Source organism: Arthrobacter sp. CAU 1506, from assembly GCF_005047635.1.
Lineage (GTDB): Bacteria > Actinomycetota > Actinomycetes > Actinomycetales > Micrococcaceae > Crystallibacter.
The window spans coordinates 421,501-439,584 of the sequence record NZ_SUKC01000002.1 but is presented as its reverse complement, the minus strand read 5'-3'; the positions used below and the strand labels follow the sequence as shown (position 1 = coordinate 439,584).

The 18,084-nt window shown below is 63.6% G+C and carries 23 protein-coding genes; 21 read left to right on the top strand and 2 right to left on the bottom strand.

From position 1 onward, the window contains the following. Positions 1 to 13 precede the first annotated feature (13 nt). The 8 genes from E4J89_RS04790 (at position 14) to tuf (ending at position 9,063) form a co-directional block, all read left to right on the top strand. Positions 14 to 700 carry a 3-oxoacid CoA-transferase subunit A gene (locus E4J89_RS04790; protein WP_136784933.1) on the top strand — a complete coding sequence of 229 codons (687 nt, stop codon included), beginning with the start codon at positions 14 to 16 and terminating at the stop codon, positions 698 to 700. Then, on the top strand, positions 700 to 1,344 hold the full coding sequence (locus E4J89_RS04785; protein ID WP_136784932.1) for a 3-oxoacid CoA-transferase subunit B: 645 nt from the start codon (positions 700 to 702) through the stop codon (positions 1,342 to 1,344). The genes E4J89_RS04790 and E4J89_RS04785 overlap by 1 nt, the downstream gene beginning before the upstream one ends. Positions 1,345 to 1,369: 25 nt before the next feature. Beyond that, positions 1,370 to 2,161 (top strand): IclR family transcriptional regulator C-terminal domain-containing protein, encoded by a 792-nt coding sequence (locus E4J89_RS04780; RefSeq protein ID WP_136784931.1) that lies wholly within the window; start codon positions 1,370 to 1,372, stop codon positions 2,159 to 2,161. A gap of 67 nt (positions 2,162 to 2,228) precedes the next feature. After that, positions 2,229 to 4,328: an acyltransferase family protein gene (locus E4J89_RS04775; protein WP_136784930.1), complete on the top strand. Its 2,100-nt coding sequence runs from the start codon at positions 2,229 to 2,231 to the stop codon at positions 4,326 to 4,328. 276 nt (positions 4,329 to 4,604) lie between these two features. After that, the gene (gene rpsL, locus E4J89_RS04770) at positions 4,605 to 4,979 is read left to right on the top strand and encodes a 30S ribosomal protein S12 (RefSeq protein ID WP_136784929.1); all 375 of its coding nucleotides are present in this window, start codon (positions 4,605 to 4,607) and stop codon (positions 4,977 to 4,979) included. 1 nt (position 4,980) lies between these two features. After that, positions 4,981 to 5,451 carry a 30S ribosomal protein S7 gene (gene rpsG, locus E4J89_RS04765; protein ID WP_136784928.1) on the top strand — a complete coding sequence of 157 codons (471 nt, stop codon included), beginning with the start codon at positions 4,981 to 4,983 and terminating at the stop codon, positions 5,449 to 5,451. 65 nt (positions 5,452 to 5,516) lie between these two features. Next, a complete protein-coding gene (gene fusA, locus E4J89_RS04760) occupies positions 5,517 to 7,631 on the top strand; it encodes an elongation factor G (RefSeq protein ID WP_136784927.1) in 2,115 nt (704 codons plus the stop codon). 241 nt (positions 7,632 to 7,872) lie between these two features. Continuing rightward, positions 7,873 to 9,063 (top strand): elongation factor Tu, encoded by a 1,191-nt coding sequence (tuf, locus tag E4J89_RS04755; protein WP_136784926.1) that lies wholly within the window; start codon positions 7,873 to 7,875, stop codon positions 9,061 to 9,063. Positions 9,064 to 9,204: 141 nt separating this feature from the next. On the opposite strand, the gene E4J89_RS04750 is transcribed toward tuf, so the two are convergent. Further along, the gene (locus E4J89_RS04750) at positions 9,205 to 9,585 is read right to left on the bottom strand and encodes a VOC family protein (RefSeq protein ID WP_136784925.1); all 381 of its coding nucleotides are present in this window, start codon (positions 9,583 to 9,585) and stop codon (positions 9,205 to 9,207) included. Positions 9,586 to 9,703: 118 nt separating this feature from the next. Between E4J89_RS04750 and E4J89_RS19355 the strand changes: the two genes are divergently transcribed. Next, on the top strand, positions 9,704 to 9,841 hold the full coding sequence (locus E4J89_RS19355) for a hypothetical protein (protein WP_169303919.1): 138 nt from the start codon (positions 9,704 to 9,706) through the stop codon (positions 9,839 to 9,841). A gap of 5 nt (positions 9,842 to 9,846) precedes the next feature. Here the strand turns inward: E4J89_RS19355 and E4J89_RS04745 are convergent, their stop codons facing one another. Further along, positions 9,847 to 11,379, bottom strand: a complete 1,533-nt coding sequence (locus tag E4J89_RS04745; RefSeq protein WP_136784924.1) for a family 1 glycosylhydrolase — start codon at positions 11,377 to 11,379, stop codon at positions 9,847 to 9,849. Positions 11,380 to 11,956: 577 nt separating this feature from the next. On the opposite strand from E4J89_RS04745, the gene rpsJ reads away from it, so the two are divergent. From rpsJ to rplN, 12 genes are all read left to right on the top strand, one after another. Beyond that, positions 11,957 to 12,265 carry a 30S ribosomal protein S10 gene (gene rpsJ / locus E4J89_RS04740; RefSeq protein WP_003803825.1) on the top strand — a complete coding sequence of 103 codons (309 nt, stop codon included), beginning with the start codon at positions 11,957 to 11,959 and terminating at the stop codon, positions 12,263 to 12,265. A gap of 16 nt (positions 12,266 to 12,281) precedes the next feature. Further along, positions 12,282 to 12,935 (top strand): 50S ribosomal protein L3, encoded by a 654-nt coding sequence (gene rplC, locus E4J89_RS04735; protein WP_136784923.1) that lies wholly within the window; start codon positions 12,282 to 12,284, stop codon positions 12,933 to 12,935. Between the two features lie 4 nt (positions 12,936 to 12,939). Continuing rightward, positions 12,940 to 13,557 carry a 50S ribosomal protein L4 gene (gene rplD / locus E4J89_RS04730; protein ID WP_136784922.1) on the top strand — a complete coding sequence of 206 codons (618 nt, stop codon included), beginning with the start codon at positions 12,940 to 12,942 and terminating at the stop codon, positions 13,555 to 13,557. Further along, positions 13,554 to 13,859, top strand: coding sequence for a 50S ribosomal protein L23 (gene rplW, locus E4J89_RS04725; protein WP_136784921.1), 306 nt, complete (start codon positions 13,554 to 13,556; stop codon positions 13,857 to 13,859). The genes rplD and rplW overlap by 4 nt, the downstream gene beginning before the upstream one ends. A 30-nt stretch (positions 13,860 to 13,889) precedes the next feature. Continuing rightward, positions 13,890 to 14,729 (top strand): 50S ribosomal protein L2, encoded by an 840-nt coding sequence (gene rplB, locus E4J89_RS04720; protein ID WP_136784920.1) that lies wholly within the window; start codon positions 13,890 to 13,892, stop codon positions 14,727 to 14,729. A gap of 12 nt (positions 14,730 to 14,741) precedes the next feature. Then, complete coding sequence (rpsS, locus tag E4J89_RS04715; RefSeq protein ID WP_136784919.1) at positions 14,742 to 15,023, top strand: 30S ribosomal protein S19; 282 nt, start codon at positions 14,742 to 14,744, stop codon at positions 15,021 to 15,023. Positions 15,024 to 15,062: 39 nt separating this feature from the next. Next, a complete protein-coding gene (rplV, locus tag E4J89_RS04710) occupies positions 15,063 to 15,428 on the top strand; it encodes a 50S ribosomal protein L22 (protein ID WP_136784918.1) in 366 nt (121 codons plus the stop codon). After that, on the top strand, positions 15,429 to 16,259 hold the full coding sequence (gene rpsC, locus E4J89_RS04705; RefSeq protein WP_136784917.1) for a 30S ribosomal protein S3: 831 nt from the start codon (positions 15,429 to 15,431) through the stop codon (positions 16,257 to 16,259). Next, on the top strand, positions 16,260 to 16,676 hold the full coding sequence (rplP, locus tag E4J89_RS04700) for a 50S ribosomal protein L16 (protein WP_127511066.1): 417 nt from the start codon (positions 16,260 to 16,262) through the stop codon (positions 16,674 to 16,676). Between the two features lie 2 nt (positions 16,677 to 16,678). Next, positions 16,679 to 17,026, top strand: a complete 348-nt coding sequence (gene rpmC / locus E4J89_RS04695; protein WP_136784916.1) for a 50S ribosomal protein L29 — start codon at positions 16,679 to 16,681, stop codon at positions 17,024 to 17,026. Then, complete coding sequence (rpsQ, locus tag E4J89_RS04690) at positions 17,023 to 17,322, top strand: 30S ribosomal protein S17 (RefSeq protein ID WP_127511068.1); 300 nt, start codon at positions 17,023 to 17,025, stop codon at positions 17,320 to 17,322. The genes rpmC and rpsQ overlap by 4 nt, the downstream gene beginning before the upstream one ends. A gap of 391 nt (positions 17,323 to 17,713) precedes the next feature. After that, positions 17,714 to 18,082, top strand: a complete 369-nt coding sequence (gene rplN, locus E4J89_RS04685; protein WP_127511069.1) for a 50S ribosomal protein L14 — start codon at positions 17,714 to 17,716, stop codon at positions 18,080 to 18,082. The last annotated feature ends 2 nt before the right edge of the window (positions 18,083 to 18,084 follow it).

Sequence of the window (18,084 nt, the reverse complement as noted above, 5' to 3'; positions counted from 1 at the left end):
GAGGTAAGCCAGCATGGCAAAATTTGCTGCTACTGCCCAGGACGCCGTGGCCGGCATCCAGGACGGCGCCACGGTTTTGATCGGCGGCTTCGGCAACGCCGGCCAGCCGATGGAACTGATCGACGCGCTGATGGACTGCGGCGCCACGGACCTGACGGTGGTGAACAACAACGCCGGCCAGGCTGACGCCGGCCTGGCGCTGCTGATCAAGGAGCGCCGGGTCAAGAAGATCATCTGCTCGTTCCCGCGCCAGTCCGACTCCTGGCACTTCGACACGGCCTACCGGGCGGGAGAAATTGAACTGGAACTGGTGCCGCAGGGCAACCTCGCCGAGCGCATCCGTGCAGCCGGCGCCGGCATCGGCGGTTTCTTCACCCCCACCGGCTACGGCACCATGCTGGCCGAGGGCAAGGAAACCCGCGTCATCGACGGCAAGGGCTACGTGCTTGAGTCACCGATCTACGGCGACGTGGCACTGGTCAAGGCGCTGACCGCGGACAAGAAGGGCAACCTGGTCTACCGCAAGACCGCCCGCAACTTCGGTCCGATCATGGCTGCCGCCGCCAAGAAAAGCATCGTCCAGGTCTCCGGAATCGTGGAGACCGGCCAACTGGATCCCGAAGTCATCGTGACTCCGGGCATCTATGTGGACACCGTTGTGGAAATTGCGCCGCAGGCCGCAGAAGGAGAGGCACACTAGTGAGCGAGAAACTCAGCCGCGAGGACCTGGCCCGGTTGGTCGCGAAGGACATCCAGCCCGGTTCCTTCGTCAATCTCGGCATCGGCCAGCCGACGTCCGTCTCGAACTATCTGACGGCCGAACAGGACATCACCCTGCACACCGAGAACGGCATGCTCGGCATGGGGCCGGAAGCGCACGGCGATGAGATTGACCAGGACCTGATCAATGCGGGCAAGGTCCCGGTCACCGAAGTCCCGGGCGCGTCCTACTTCCACCATGCGGATTCCTTCGCCATGATGCGCGGCGGCCATCTGGACGTCTGCGTGCTGGGCGCCTTCCAGGTCTCGGCCAGCGGCGACCTGGCGAACTGGCACACCGGCGCACCGGATGCCATCCCCGCCGTCGGCGGCGCGATGGATCTGGCCACCGGTGCCAAAGACGTCTACGTGATGATGTCCCTGTTCGCCAAGGACGGCACCCCGAAACTGGTCCAGGAATGCAGCTACCCGCTCACGGGCGTGGGCTGCGTCACCCGCGTATACACTAATGACGCGGTCTTCCTGCTGACGCCGGACGGCGTCCGGGTGCGCGAGACATTCGGGACCACGCTTGAAGAACTGCAGTCCAAGATGGACATCAAGCTGCTCCCGCCCACCGAGTAACGCCCACCTAGAGCTCGAAGGAACCATGACCGAGACCAAAACGCCTGGCGATCAGTTCGTCCAGTCACTGGCCCGCGGATTGACCGTGATCAGGGCTTTCGACGCAGACAACGTCACCATGACGCTGAGCGAGGTCTCCAAGCGGACCGGCCTGACCCGCGCCACGGCGCGGCGTTTCCTGCACACCCTGGTGGACCTGGGGTACGTGCGCACCGACGGCCGGGTCTTCGAGCTCACCGCATTGGTGCTCCAGCTGGGGTATTCCTACCTTGCCGGGCAGAGTCTGCCCCAGCTGGTGCAGCCATTGCTGGAGGAACTTTCCGCCGAGCTGCATGAATCCACGTCCGCCTCGATTCTTGACGGCGACGAGATCGTGTACATCGCCCGCATTCACACTCGCCGGATCATGACCGTGGGGATCATGGTGGGCACCCGGTTCCCGGCTTACGCCACGTCGATGGGCCGGGTGCTGCTGGCCGGCCTGTCGACCGAGGAACTGGAACAGCGGCTGGCCTCCACCACGCTGAAGCAACTGACGCCGCGGACCATCGCCGATCCGGTGGAACTGCGGGCGGAACTGGACAAGGTGCGCAGCCAAGGCTGGTCCCTGGTGGATCAGGAACTGGAGATCGGCCTGCGCTCGGTGGCGGTGCCGGTTCTGCATCCGGACGGCTCTGTGGCCGCAGCGTTGAACATGTCCATGCAGGCTTCGCTGGCCGACGGCACCCGGGATGTGGACGCCGTGGTCGCCGAGGCCCTGCCCAAGTTGCGGGCCGCCTCGGCCAAGATCACGGACGCCCTGCGCGCACAGCAGTAGCGCAAGCCCCCGGTCGTTTACCCCGCGGCCAACTGTCGTTGATCTTGGCGTGGATGAATATCCGGTGATGGAATCTGTGACCCCGCGGCGGAAGTTTCTGCCCGAAATCCAAGCCCTGCGGGCCCTTGCGGTGCTGCTGGTGGTGGCCTACCACCTGGAGCCGCGCTGGCTGCCCGGCGGCTTCGTTGGAGTGGACGTCTTCTTTGTCATTTCCGGATTCCTGATCACCGGCCACATGCTGCGCGATGCGGCGGCCACCGGGACCATCTCGCTGAGGTCGTTCTGGGCGGCGCGGATCCGGCGCATCCTGCCTGCGGCGCTGCTGGTCATCGCCGTCGTCCTGGCCGCAACCCTGGCGCTGTTGCCGATGAGCCAATGGGAACGCATTGGCGGGCAGGCCCTCGCGTCTACCTTTTATGTGCAGAACTGGGTGCTGGCCGCCTCGTCAGTGGACTACCTGGCGGCCACCGAAACGCCGACACCGCTCCAGCACTTCTGGTCCCTCGCCGTCGAAGAGCAGTTCTACCTGCTCTGGCCGCTGCTGGTCCTTCTGTCTGTCTACGTGGTGCGCCGCAGGCGGCGGAGTAGCCGCCCGGGCAAGCGGGGGAGCACCGGCAGGTCCCGGGCGTGGACGGTGGAGCAGGCCGCCGTCGTGATGTTTGCCGTGGCAGTCGCTGCCTCGCTGGCCTATGGCATCTGGGCGACGGCCGGCGGCAGCCCGGACGCGTACTTCATCACGCCCACCCGGATCTGGGAACTGGGGCTGGGTGGCCTGCTGGCAGCACTGCACCACGACCCGCGGCGCTGGCCGCACCTGCGCAGCCTGCTGGCAGCGGCCGGGCTGGCGGCCATCGTGGCGTCGGCGTTCCTCTTCAACAGCAGCACGCCGTTCCCCGGGACCGCGGCCCTGCTGCCGGTGCTGGGCACCGTTGCCGTCATCGCCGCCGGTCGGACCAGTGGCCCGCTATCCCTCCATCGCCTCGTGGATTGGCGGCCCATCCAGTGGACCGGGAACGTGTCCTACTCGCTCTACCTCTGGCACTGGCCCCTGATCGTGTTCTTTACGATCCTGGCGGGCAAGGAGCCGGGACCCGCCACCAGCCCACTGCTGCTGGCCGGCTCCTTTGTCCTGGCCGCACTGAGCTATTACTTTGTGGAGACGCCGGTGCGCCGCTTTGGCTGGTTCAGTGCCAGCGCATGGCGTCCGCTCGCCGCCGGTGCCGCTGCTACCGCGCTGGTCGGCACGCTGGCTTTCGTGCCGGGTAACCAGCAGGATCGCATCCTGGCGCAACGCGACCAAGCGACTGCGGCATTGCTGGACGTGCCGCCACCGGGGTTCGGCGTGGCTTCGATCAACGAAAACGGCCATCAGGTGTTCGCCACCAGCACTCCGCTGATTGTTCCGGATCCTGCCCGGGCCCAGGACGACCAGTCGGGCCTTGGTGATTGCGCCGTCAAGCCGATGGCCTCCCAGACCAAAGAGTGCACGTACGGCAACCCTGACGGGGATTTCACCCTAGCGCTGGTGGGGGACTCGCACGCCGGCCAATGGTTCAAAGCCTTGGAGCCGATCGCCGAGCGCGAGGGCTGGCGCCTGCGCACTTACATCCACAATTCCTGCCCGTTCAACGCTGAGCAGCGCACGATCGAGGCGAAGGGTGAATCCGTGTGCCGGGCGCCCAATGAACAAACGATGGAACGGCTGACGGCCGACGGCGAGGTGGACGCGGTGCTCACGTCCTACTACGCGGAGTCTTCGTTCGTCGACGCCGGCACGGGGCACCGGCCGGGAGTAGCGGGCTTTGCTGAGTACTGGAACAAGCTCGCCGACGCCGGTGTCGACGTCTACGCCTTGAAGGATACGCCCCGGCCACGCGACGGTGCGCTGGCCCGCGACTGCGCGGCGGCCAACTATGAGGATCCATCCGGCTGTGGGCAGTCTCGAGACGCTGGGCTGGACGGCAAGGACCTGACGGACGATGCTGCAGCGCTCGCTCCGCATACTAAGGTCGTGGACCTGTCCTCCCGCTTCTGTGACCGGGATACCTGCCCGGTGGTGATCGGCAACGTTCTGGTCTACCGGGACTTGAACCACGTGAGCGGCACCTACATGGAAACTCTGGCCGCACCGCTGGAAGCCGCCCTGCTACAGGCGATGGACCAGTGAGCGCGGTGCAGGCGGCCCCTGTTCGACGGCGTCCGCCGGAGCCGCGATTGTCTGATAGACTTTTCTTCGATTGTTTTGTGTGGCAGTGGATGAAGGCCGTTCCGGATCAAACCGGAGCGGGGCCTGTTTCCGGTCCGCGGGGTTCTTGCGCGGAGGATGCCACACTTTTGCACGCCTACGGTCGCTTCGATTCGGCAGCGGGTGCGAAGACGACCGACAGTGCCTGGCCCTGCATGTGAGGCGGGGCAAAGCCCAAGAAAAACGGAGAACACGAAAGTGCCTACGATTAACCAGCTGGTCCGCAAGGGCCGCTCACCTAAGGTCAATAAGACCAAGGCGCCTGCCCTTAAGGGCAGCCCGATGAAGCGCGGCGTTTGCACCCGCGTTTACACCACCACCCCGAAGAAGCCGAACTCCGCGCTCCGCAAGGTAGCCCGTGTCAAGCTCGCCGGCGGCGTCGAAGTAACTGCCTACATCCCCGGTGTGGGCCACAACCTGCAGGAACACTCCATCGTGCTGGTGCGCGGCGGTCGTGTGAAGGACCTGCCGGGTGTCCGCTACAAGATCGTCCGCGGCGCACTTGACACCCAGGGTGTCAAGAACCGCAAGCAGGCTCGCAGCCGCTACGGCGCGAAGATGGAGAAGAAGTAATATGCCCCGCAAGGGTCCGGCCCCCAAGCGGCCGCTAGTCGTAGATCCCGTCCACGGTTCCCCGCTGGTCACCCAGCTGATCAACAAGGTTCTCGTCGACGGCAAGAAGTCCACCGCAGAGCGCATCGTTTACGGTGCCCTCGAAGGTGTGAAGGCCAAGTCGGGTGGCGACCCTGTTGCCGCCTTGAAGAAGGCCATGGACAACGTCCGCCCGACCCTGGAGGTCCGGTCCCGCCGCGTCGGTGGCGCCACCTACCAGGTTCCGGTTGAGGTCAAGCCGGGCCGTGCCACGGCTCTGGCCCTGCGCTGGCTGGTCGGCTACTCCAAGGCCCGCCGCGAGAAGACGATGACCGAGCGTCTCATGAACGAGATTCTGGATGCGTCGAACGGTCTCGGTGCCGCTGTGAAGCGTCGCGAAGACACCCACAAGATGGCTGAGTCCAACAAGGCCTTCGCCCACTACCGCTGGTAAAAGAGCCGGTACGACGGCGGCGCTAACCGCCGTCGTCGTACCCCTCACCTACAAAGGGAGACATTGTGGCACTGGACGTGCTAACCGACCTCACGAAGGTCCGCAATATCGGCATCATGGCCCACATCGATGCCGGCAAGACCACCACTACCGAACGCATCCTGTTCTACACGGGTGTGAACCACAAGCTCGGCGAAACTCACGACGGTGCGTCGACCACTGACTGGATGGAACAGGAAAAGGAACGCGGCATCACCATCACCTCCGCCGCGGTGACCTGCTTCTGGAACCAGAACCAGATCAACATCATCGACACCCCGGGCCACGTGGACTTCACTGTGGAGGTTGAGCGTTCGCTGCGCGTCCTCGACGGTGCCGTCGCTGTCTTCGATGGCAAGGAAGGTGTGGAGCCGCAGTCGGAGACTGTATGGCGCCAGGCCGACAAGTACGAAGTTCCACGCATCTGCTTCGTCAACAAGATGGACAAGCTCGGCGCTGACTTCTACTTCACGGTGGACACCATCATCAAGCGCCTCGGTGCCAAGCCGCTGGTCATGCAGCTGCCGATCGGCTCCGAGAACGACTTCATTGGTGTCGTGGACCTGATGACCATGAAGGCATTGGTATGGGAAGGCGACGCCAAGGGCGACGTCACCATGGGTGCTGCCTACGAGACGCGGGAGATCCCCGCCGACCTGCAGGCCAAGGCCGAGGAATACCGCGCGCAGCTCGTTGAGACTGTTTCCGAGTCCTCGGACGAACTCATGGAGAAGTACCTCGAAGGCGAAGAGATCTCGATCGACGAGCTGAAGGCGGGCATCCGCAAGATGGTCGTCAACTCGGAGATCTACCCGGTCTTCTGTGGCTCCGCGTTCAAGAACCGCGGCGTGCAGCCGATGCTGGACGCCGTCATCGACTACCTGCCCTCCCCGGTGGACGTTCCGTCGATGATCGGTCACGATCCGAAGAACGAAGAAGTTGAACTGACCCGCAAGCCGAGCGAGGACGAGCCGTTCTCCGCCCTGGCGTTCAAGATTGCGGCGCACCCGTTCTTCGGCCAGCTGACCTTCATCCGCGTGTACTCCGGCAAGGCCACCTCCGGTGCGCAGCTGCTGAACACCACGAAGGGCAAGAAGGAACGCATCGGAAAGCTCTTCCAGATGCACGCCAACAAGGAAAACCCGGTGGATGAGGTGCATGCAGGCCACATCTACGCGGTGATCGGCCTGAAGGACACCACCACCGGCGACACCCTGTCTGCCGTCGAGGCCCCGATCGTCCTCGAATCCATGTCCTTCCCGGAGCCGGTGATCTTCGTGGCCATCGAGCCGAAGACCAAGGGCGACCAGGAGAAGCTCTCCACGGCCATCCAGAAGCTGTCCGCCGAGGACCCGACGTTCACCGTTTCGCTGAACGAAGAGACCGGGCAGACCGAAATCGGCGGCATGGGCGAGCTGCACCTGGATATCCTGGTGGACCGCATGCGCCGCGAATTCAAGGTCGAGGCCAACGTGGGCAAGCCCCAGGTTGCCTACCGCGAAACCATCAAGAAGGCTGTCGAGAAGGTCGACTTCACCCACAAGAAGCAGACGGGTGGATCCGGCCAGTTCGCGAAGGTCCAGGTTTCCTTCGAACCGCTGGACACCTCCGACGGCACCTTCTACGAGTTCGAGAACAAGGTCACCGGTGGCCGTATTCCGCGCGAATACATCCCCTCGGTCGACGCTGGCATCCAGGATGCCATGCAGCTCGGCGTGCTGGCCGGCTACCCGCTGGTCGGCGTCAAGGCCATCCTGCTCGACGGCGCATACCACGACGTCGACTCTTCGGAAATGGCCTTCAAGATCGCTGGTTCCCAGGTCTTCAAGGAAGGCGCACGCCGCGCCAACCCGGTCCTGCTCGAGCCGCTGATGGCCGTCGAAGTACGTACCCCTGAGGAATACATGGGCGACGTGATCGGCGACCTGAACTCCCGCCGTGGACAGATCCAGTCCATGGAGGACGCTAGTGGCGTGAAGGTTGTGCGCGCTAACGTTCCGCTTTCCGAGATGTTCGGTTACATCGGCGACCTGCGTTCCAAGACGCAGGGCCGTGCGGTGTACTCGATGCAGTTCGAAAGCTACTCTGAGGTCCCGAAGGCTGTTGCCGACGAGATCATCCAGAAGACGCGCGGCGAGTAAAACCATGGTGGCGGGTCCTTATCCGTAAGGACCCGGCACGCCCCGTGCCAGCGGCCGGCCACAGCATTGCAGCCGGCCGCCGGCACAACCCCTCGGAGGGAACCGCGCAATCCTTTTGCCGGTACCTGACGGAACCAGTAATTTCACCAAATACAAAAGCCCGAAGTAGACTTGTTCAAGTTTCGGCCGTGACAATCGCGTCCGGAGAGCAATTCTTCTCAAAACGTTCTAGGAGGAACCCGTGGCGAAGGCAAAGTTCGAGCGGACTAAGCCGCACGTCAACATCGGCACCATCGGTCACGTTGACCACGGTAAGACCACGTTGACCGCTGCCATTTCCAAGGTGCTTGCTGACAAGTACCCCGATCTCAACGAGCAGCGTGACTTCGCAGCTATCGACTCTGCCCCGGAAGAGCGCCAGCGCGGTATCACCATCAACATCTCGCACGTCGAGTACCAGACCGAGAAGCGCCACTACGCACACGTGGACGCCCCCGGCCACGCTGACTACATCAAGAACATGATCACCGGTGCCGCCCAGATGGACGGCGCAATCCTGGTGGTTGCCGCGACTGACGGCCCGATGGCCCAGACCCGCGAGCACGTTCTGCTGGCCCGCCAGGTTGGCGTTCCGACGCTGCTGGTGGCCCTGAACAAGTCGGACATGGTTGAGGACGAGGAACTGCTCGACCTGGTCGAGATGGAAGTCCGTGAGCTGCTCAGCTCGCAGGAATTCGATGGCGACAACGCACCGGTCATCCGCACTTCCGGCCTGAAGGCCCTGGAAGGCGACGCCCAGTGGGTCAAGTCCGTTGAGGACCTGATGGACGCCGTTGACGAGTACATTCCGGACCCGATCCGCGACAAGGACAAGCCGTTCCTGATGCCGGTTGAAGACGTCTTCACCATCACCGGTCGCGGCACCGTGGTGACCGGCCGCGCCGAGCGCGGTACCCTCGCCATCAACTCCGAGGTCGAGATCGTCGGCATCCGCCCGGTCCAGAAGACCACCGTTACCGGTATCGAGATGTTCCACAAGCAGCTCGACGAAGCATGGGCAGGCGAGAACTGTGGTCTGCTGCTGCGCGGTATCAAGCGCGAAGACGTGGAGCGCGGCCAGGTTATCGTGAAGCCGGGTTCGATCACCCCGCACACCGACTTCGAGGCCAACGTCTACATCCTGTCCAAGGATGAAGGCGGCCGCCACAACCCGTTCTACTCGAACTACCGTCCGCAGTTCTACTTCCGCACCACCGACGTGACCGGCGTTATCACGCTGCCGGAAGGCACCGAAATGGTCATGCCGGGCGACAACACTGAGATGACCGTTGAGCTCATCCAGCCGATCGCTATGGAAGAGGGCCTCGGCTTCGCTATCCGTGAAGGCGGCCGCACCGTTGGTTCGGGCCGCGTCACCAAGATCACCAAGTAACTTGTGATCTGCTGACCGGAGGAATCCGGCCAGAATCAGGAGAACCCCTGCCGTCTCACGACGGCGGGGGTTCTCCTTTTAATACCGTTTACGGCGTTCGATGCAGCCTGCCGCTGCCGGCAGGGATCAGTCTCCAGCAGGTCAGATGTTCTGGTGCAGGCAGAGGATGTTGCCTTCGGTATCCGGGAACCACGCGCAGCGCTGGTGCTCACTGACAGCGATGTGGTTCTCGGTCTTCAGGCCCGGCAGGTCGTAGTCGGCGAATTCAATGCCCTTGCCAGCCAGGTCGGACATCTCGGATTCAAGATCAGCCACTTCAAAACTGACCGAGGTGTGGTCCGAGGTATCGGCCTCCGGCCGAACGATGAGTTCCACGGCGTTGGACCCGCCGCTGGAAAACATGAACGAATCGTCCCCATTGGAGCCCGCGGGCTTCAAGCCGAGGGAGTCCTGGTAGAACGCGCGCGCCCGGTCCATGTCCTTCACGGGCAGGACCGTCGTCATGGTGGTGGTGCTGAGCATGGTATTTCAGCCTCCTGGGAGCATCTGCGGTGGACATTTCCCAGAATAGACCTGCGCGCCGCCCTTGGAACCGGTGAAACGCAACGAAGTTTCCGGCTCTACCACTAGGATCGGAACCATGGAATGGCTCCTTGTGTGGATCATTATCGGCCTGATCGCCGCAGTGGTCGGGGCAGTGTTTTGGGGCAGGCGGTATTTCCGCCATGAACTGGAACGTGTGCGCCGCGTCCGGCGGGCGAACGACGGCAAACAGTAGCAGCTTCAGGCCTGCGGCCGTGCGTTCTGGACGGCGGCGCTGTCCGCCGCGGTATGCCCCGGCGCTGCGGCGCCGCGGGTACCTGAATCACGACGGCGGCGCTCCATGAGGTCCTTAAGCCAATGGAACGAGGACTTGCGGACCCGATGCTGGGTGGCGAAGTCCACGTAGACCAGCCCGAACCGCTGGCTGTAGCCGGCCGCCCATTCGAAGTTGTCCATGAAAGTCCAGACGTAATAACCGCGCAGGTCGATGCCCGCGGCCGGCCCGCCGGGTGCCGTGGCGGACAGGGCGGCTTCAAGGTGCCGGGCCAGATAGTCCACCCGCCGCACGTCGGCCACCGACGGTTCGTGGGTCAGTGCATCAGGCACCACCACATCCTTGAAACTGGCGCCGCCCTCGGTGATGTAGACCGGCGGCAGGTCCGGATAGCGTTCGGCCATCTCGGCCAGGGCCACGGGCAGGTAGTCCGGAGCCACCGGCCAGCCGAACTCGGTTCTCGGATAGCCGGGCCAGCCGGCCAGGTGGAACGGCAACTCGGCGCCCTGCTCCAGCAGCGGCTCCGGCAGCCCGTCCGGGATCGCGTCCGGCCCCGTTGAGGGACCAGGGCCGATGCCGATCCGCGTGGGGAAGTAGTAGTTCAGCCCGTAGAAGTCCAGCGGTTGGCTCATGATGGCCAGGTCTTCGTCCGGGATTTCCCGCAGGTACTGCAGGAACGGCTTCAGCATGGGATTGAAGTCTGGATAGCGGCCCAGCAGCACCGGATCGGAGAACATCTTGTTGTGCAGCACATCGAACAATTCGACCAGCACAGCATTGGCCAGTCCGTCCTTTGCTCCGACCACGGGGGAGTAGACGTTGGTAATGCCGGCCTCGCCCGCGATACCGCCGGCCCGCAGCGCCGAGAGGCTGAGCCCGTGCGCCAGGAGAAGATGGTGCGCCGCGGGCAAGGCATCGAACAGTCCGGCGTGGCCCGGCGCATGGACACCCAGGCCGTAGCCGTTGAGAGTGACGGTGGTCGGCTCGTTAATGGTCACCCAGCGCTCCACCCGGTCGCCGAACTTTTCCGCGGCAATGGCGGCAAAGTCCGCCAACCGGTAGGCGGTGTCCCGGTTCAGCCAGCCTCCGGCATGCTCCAGCGGCAGGGGCGTGTCCCAGTGATAGAGCGTGCACATGGGGGAGATGCCCCGTGACAGCAACTCGTCGAGTAGCCGGTCGTAGAAGTCGATGCCCCGCTGGTTGACCGGTCCCCGGCCACCGGGCTGGATCCGCGGCCAGGACAGCGAAAAGCGGTACGAGTCCGCCCCAAGCTCGGCCAGCAGTTCCACGTCTTGCGGCATCCGGTGATAGTGGTCGCAGGCGGTGTCTGCCGTGGCGCCGCCGGCGACTCGGCCCGGCTCATGGGTGAAGGCGTCCCAGCCGGACGGTCCGCGGCCGTCTTCGGCCACGGCACCCTCGATCTGGAACGCCGCGGTCGCCACTCCCACGGTGAAATCGGACGGGATCGAGGCCGCCAGATGCTCGCTGTTCAGTGTCATTCGCGACTGTCCTCCCGTTAGACATAGATTCCGCTGCAACAAGGTGAGCTGCAACCGAGCTGCAACACGGTAAGCTGCTACAGAGTTCCGTTGCAGCCCACGGATGCTGCAACGAAGGTACCGCTGCAGGGCATCTGGTCCCACCAGGGCGGTTAGGCACCAGCATTGCACCGGGAGCCGGTGCGCGCCATAGCGCCGCATTAGCCGGGCCGCCATCGGGTGCGCAGGCGTCAATTCGCAATCGCGGCCAAAGTCTGACACACTAGACGAGTTGTTCAAGCGCTTTTGCATGTCTATGTGCGAAGCCGTGTCCCGCCCGGGATAATGCCCGGGGCAGGGTCAGGCTCCACTGGCCTGAAAGCCCAAATATAACCCACCCTCCATTTTGAGCGGGCGGAGTGCGCAGAATGTTCGCGACACGCCCGACCGCGGGGGTCGGAGCCTCAGCAGGGTGAGGAACCCGGATTCATCCGGATTCAGTCTGCCGGAGGAGCGCCAGGCACGCCGGAGTTGCGGCCGTCGGGGCGCACAGGAAGAAAGTCCACAGAGCAGCACTGAGAAAGAGAGCGGAGACGCCATGGCGGGACAGAAAATCCGCATCCGTCTGAAGTCATATGACCATGAGGTCATTGATGTTTCAGCACGGAAGATCGTTGAGACGGTCACGCGTGCAGGCGCAACGGTAGTCGGCCCCGTGCCGCTGCCCACCGAGAAGAACGTGTACTGCGTTATCCGGTCGCCGCACAAGTACAAGGACAGCCGGGAGCACTTTGAAATGCGCACCCACAAGCGGCTGATCGACATTATCGATCCCACGCCGAAGGCCGTCGATTCGCTGATGCGTCTCGACCTGCCGGCGGACGTGAACATCGAAATCAAGCTGTAGGGGAGTGCGGATTAATATGTCTACCACTACACGCCAAGTAAAAGGCCTGCTGGGCACCAAGCTCGGCATGACCCAGGTCTGGGACGCTGACAATCGGCTCATCCCGGTCACCGTCGTCAAGGCTGACTCCAACGTCATCACCCAGCTGCGCTCTGCGGACGTCGACGGCTACACCGCCGTTCAGATCGGCTTCGGCCAGATCGACCCGCGCAAGGTGACCAAGCCGCTGGCCGGCCACTTCGAGAAGGCCGGAGTTACTCCGCGCCGGCACGTGGTCGAGCTGCGCACCTCCGATGCCGACTCTTACGAGCTGGGCCAGGAACTCTCCGTGGAGCTGTTCGAAGCCGGCCAGAAGGTCGACGTTGTCGGAACCACCAAGGGCAAGGGCTTCGCCGGTGTTATGAAGCGTCACGGCTTCGCCGGTGTGAGCGCCTCGCACGGCGCGCACAAAAACCACCGCAAGCCCGGCTCCATCGGTGGCGCGTCCACTCCGGGCCGCGTTTTCCGTGGCCAGCGCATGGCCGGCCGCATGGGCGCCGCCCAACAGACCACGCTGAACCTGACCGTTCACGCTGTGGACACTGAGAACTCGCTGCTCTTGATCAAGGGTGCCGTTCCCGGTGCTCGCGGCTCGGTCGTTCTCGTCCGTTCCGCTGTGAAGGGAGCCTAGTTCAATGGCTAACACGCTCAAGGTTGACCTGCCTGCAGAGATCTTCGACGTCCAGACCAACGTGCCGCTGCTGCACCAGGTCGTCGTCGCACAGCTCGCTGCTGCCCGTCAGGGAACCCACAAGACCAAGACCCGCGCCGAGGTTTCCGGTGCCGGCCGCAAGCCGTTCAAGCAGAAGGGCACCGGCCGCGCCCGTCAGGGTTCGATCCGCGCTCCGCACATGACCGGCGGCGGCGTGGTGCACGGCCCGACCCCGCGCGACTACAGCCAGCGCACCCCCAAGAAGATGAAGGCAGCTGCCCTGCGCGGCGCCCTCTCCGACCGGGCACGCAACGGCCGCATCCACGTCCTGGAAACCCTGGTTGCCGGCGAGAAGCCGTCCACCAAGGCTGCCACCGAGGCCCTGCGCGCCATCACCGAACGCAAGAACCTGCTCGTAGTCATCGAGCGCGCCAACGATGTTGCGGCCCTGAGCCTGCGCAACATCGAGGAAGTTCACACCATCTACGTGGATCAGCTGAACACCTACGACGTGCTGGTTTCCGATGACGTGGTCTTCACCAAGGCCGCCTACGACGCGTTCGTCGCAGCTAAAGCAACTGCCAAGGAGGACGCCAAGTGAGCGCGACCACCACTAAAGATCCCCGCGACGTGATTTTTGCTCCCGTCGTTTCGGAGAAGAGCTACGGCCTGATCGACGAAGGTAAGTACACCTTCCTGGTCGACCCGCGCTCGAACAAGACCGAGATCAAGCTGGCCGTGGAGAAGATCTTCTCCGTCAAGGTCGACTCGATCAACACCATCAACCGTGCCGGGAAGCGCAAGCGCACCCGTTTCGGATGGGGACAGCGCAAAGACACCAAGCGCGCCATTGTCACCCTGAAGGAAGGCACAATCGACATCTTCGGCGGTCCGCTTTCTTAAGCGGAGACCACTTTAACGAGGAATTGAACTATGGGAATCCGTAAATACAAGCCGACTACACCGGGCCGTCGCGGCTCGAGCGTAGCCGACTTTGCCGAAATCACGCGGTCGACACCGGAAAAGTCGTTGCTGCGTCCGCTGACCAAGTCCGGCGGCCGTAACAACTCCGGCAAGATCACCACCCGCCACAAGGGCGGCGGACACAAGCGTCAGTACCGTCTGATCGACTTCCGTCGTCACGACAAGGACGGCGTGCCCGCCAAGGTCGCTCACATCGAGTATGACCCGAACCGCACCGCGCGGATCGCACTGCTGCACTACGTTGATGGCACCAAGCGCTACATCCTGGCCCCGGCCAAGCTGAAGCAGGGAGACACCGTTGAGGCCGGCGCCAGCGCCGACATCAAGCCGGGCAACAACCTGCCGCTGCGCAACATCCCCGTCGGTACCGTGATCCACGCTGTGGAGCTGCGGCCGGGCGGCGGTGCCAAGATGGCCCGCTCCGCCGGTGCCTCCGTGCAGCTGGTAGCCAAGGAAGGCAAGTACGGCCAGCTCCGTCTGCCCTCCGGCGAAATCCGCAACGTTGATGTGCGCTGCCGCGCAACCATCGGCGAGGTCGGCAACGCCGAGCAGTCGAACATCAACTGGGGCAAGGCCGGCCGTATGCGCTGGAAGGGCGTCCGCCCGACCGTCCGCGGTGTGGCCATGAACCCGATCGACCACCCGCACGGTGGTGGCGAGGGCAAGACCTCCGGTGGCCGCCACCCGGTCAACCCGAACGGCAAGCCCGAGGGCCGCACCCGCCGCCCGAACAAGGAAAGCGACCGCCTGATTGTGCGTCGCCGTCGTACTGGCAAGAACAAGCGATAGGAGCCTGGGAACATGCCACGCAGCCTGAAGAAAGGCCCCTTCGTCGATCAGCACCTCTACGTAAAGGTCGCTGCAGAGAACGAAAAGGGCACCAAGAACGTCATCAAGACGTGGTCCCGCCGTTCGATGATCGTTCCCGACATGCTCGGGCACACGATCGCCGTACACGACGGACGCAAGCACATCCCGGTGTTTGTCACTGAGTCGATGGTCGGGCACAAGCTCGGCGAATTCGCCCCGACGCGGACTTTCCGCGGCCATGTGAAGGACGACCGCAAGGGCAAGCGCCGCTAGGCGCTTACTCTTTCGGCAGAAGACGAGAGAAGGAAAGCAATGGAAGCCAAGGCTATTGCGCGCCATATTCGCGTGACGCCTATGAAGGCCCGGCGCGTCGTCAACCTTGTTCGTGGCAAGCAGGCGAATGAGGCTCTGGCAATCCTGAAGTTTGCCCCGCAGGCAGCTTCGGAGCCGGTCAGCAAGGTACTCGCGTCAGCCGTCGCCAACGCCCGCGTTATCGCGGACCGTGATGGCGTCGCCTTTGACGAGAGCGACCTCTACATCAGCGAAGCATTCGTGGATGAAGGCCCCACCATGAAGCGGTTCCAGCCGCGCGCCCAGGGGCGTGCCTACCGTATCAAGAAGCGGACCAGCCACATCACGCTTGTTGTCGCTACCCCGGAGAAAGAGGAGGACCAGTAAGTGGGACAGAAAGTAAACCCGCACGGATTCCGACTCGGTATCACCACCGACCATGTCTCCCACTGGTTCGCTGACAGCAACAAGGCCGGCCAGCGCTACAAGGACTTCGTCCGCGAGGACGTGAAGATCCGCCAGCTGATGTCCACGGGCATGGACCGCGCGGGCATCGCGAAGGTTGAGATCGAGCGTACCCGTGACCGCGTGCGTGTGGACATCCACACCGCCCGCCCCGGCATTGTCATCGGCCGCCGCGGCGCCGAAGCAGACCGCATCCGCGGCGAGCTGGAGAAGCTCACCGGCAAGCAGGTGCAGCTGAACATCCTCGAGGTCAAGAACCCGGAGATCGAAGCACAGCTGGTTGCCCAGGGCATCGCTGAGCAGCTGACTTCCCGCGTGGCTTTCCGCCGCGCCATGAAGAAGGCCATGCAGTCCGCGACCCGCGCCGGCGCCAAGGGCATCCGTGTCCAGTGCTCCGGTCGCCTCGGCGGCGCTGAAATGAGCCGTTCGGAGTTCTACCGCGAAGGCCGTGTGCCCCTGCACACCCTGCGTGCGAACATCGACTACGGCTTCTTCGAGGCCAAGACCACGTTCGGCCGCATCGGCGTCAAGGTCTGGATCTACAAAGGCGACGTGACCGCGAAGGAACTGGCTGCCCAGCAGGCAGCTGCTCCGTCCTCGCGTGGCCGTGGCGACCGCCCGGGCCGCCCCGCCGGTGGCGAGCGCCGTCGTCGTAATGACCGTCCTGGCGCTCCCGCCGCAGGCGAGGGCGCAGCCAAGGCCGAGGCACCTGCCGCTGAGGCAGCGCCGGCGGCAGAAGGAGGAGAAGCTTAAATGCTTATCCCACGTCGAGTTAAGTTCCGCAAGCAGCACCACCCGGGTCGTTCCGGCGCTGCTACCGGCGGCACCGAAGTCAGCTTCGGCGAGTGGGGTATCCAGGCTCTGACGCCGGCATACGTCACCAACCGCCAGATTGAAGCGGCCCGTATTGCGATGACCCGCCACATCAAGCGTGGCGGCAAGGTTTGGATCAACATTTATCCGGACCGCCCGCTGACCAAGAAGCCGGCCGAAACCCGTATGGGTTCCGGTAAGGGTTCGCCGGAATGGTGGGTCGCAAACGTCAAGCCGGGTCGGGTTCTGTTCGAACTCTCCGGTGTCAATGAAGAGGTAGCTCGCGAGGCACTGCGCCTGGCGATCCACAAGCTGCCGTTGAAGGCACGCATTGTGCGTCGCGAAGGTGGTGAATAGAAATGGCAGTTGGTTCAAAGGAACTGGCAACCGATCAGCTCGAGACTTTCGATAAGGACCGTCTCGCAGAGGAGCTGCGCAAGGCCAAGGAGGAGCTGTTCAACCTCCGTTTCCAGTCCGCCACCGGTCAGCTGGAAAACCATGGCCGCCTGAAGGCAGTCAAGCGCGACATCGCACGCATCTACACCGTGCTGCGCGAGCGCGAGCTGGGCATTCGCCCCGAGGTTGAGGCTGCAGCTGCAGCCCCGGCCGAGGAGAAGAAGGCCAAGAAGGCTAAGAAGTCTGAAAAGGCTGCTGACGCCGACACCGCCGAGACCGCAACCCCCGCTTCGGAGGATGAGGCCAAGTGAGCGAAAACACGAACAAGGATGCAACTGTGGAAGAAGCCACTCAGGCTCGCGGTTACCGTAAGACCGCCCGCGGCTACGTCGTCTCGGACAAGATGGACAAGACCATCGTGGTCGAGGTTGAGGACCGCGTGAAGCACGCGCTGTACGGCAAGGTGATCCGCCGGACCGAAAAGCGCAAGGCCCACGACGAGCAGAACTCCGCCGGCATCGGCGACCTGGTTCTGATCGCCGAGACCCGGCCGCTGTCCGCCACCAAGCGGTGGCGCCTGGTCGAGATCATCGAAAAGGCCAAGTAGGACTTGAAGTCCTGCGCGGGGCCCGCCTGCCAAGCGGGCGGGCCCCGCACCCTTTAAGTTTCCCTTCCGGCATCTAGGATCCCGGTCCGCCGGAGCAACCGGAAGGGTTTGGGAGGGAACGTGGTCGTCGAAATGTAGACCGCGAACCCTTTGAAAAGTACAAGCCCCTGGCCGTGATTTCACGTCCGGGGTGTCTTGGTCATAAACTAGTAATCTTGCCTGTGCCGTTTGGGAGGACCATCCATCCTTCCGCCTGGACAGAATAGGCAAATTCCCGCAACCGCCTTCGGACTGCACACGCGTGTGGCCAGGGGGAGTTACGGTGCGGGCTACCCATATCCGTTCCGCAAGGCTCAGTTCATGAGAACCAGCGCGACGACAGGAGTAATAAGTGATTCAGCAGGAGTCGCGACTGAAGGTCGCCGACAACACGGGTGCCAAGGAAATCTTGACCATCCGCGTTCTCGGTGGATCCGGCCGTCGCTACGCAGGCATTGGCGACACCATTGTTGCCACCGTCAAGGACGCAATTCCCGGCGGCAACGTCAAGAAGGGTGACATCGTCAAGGCTGTCATCGTTCGCACCAAGAAGGAACGCCGCCGTGCGGACGGTTCCTACATCAAGTTCGATGAGAACGCAGCCGTGATCCTCAAGAACGACGGCGATCCCCGCGGCACCCGTATCTTCGGTCCGGTTGGCCGTGAGCTTCGCGACAAGAAGTTCATGAAGATCATTTCGCTGGCTCCGGAGGTGCTGTAGTC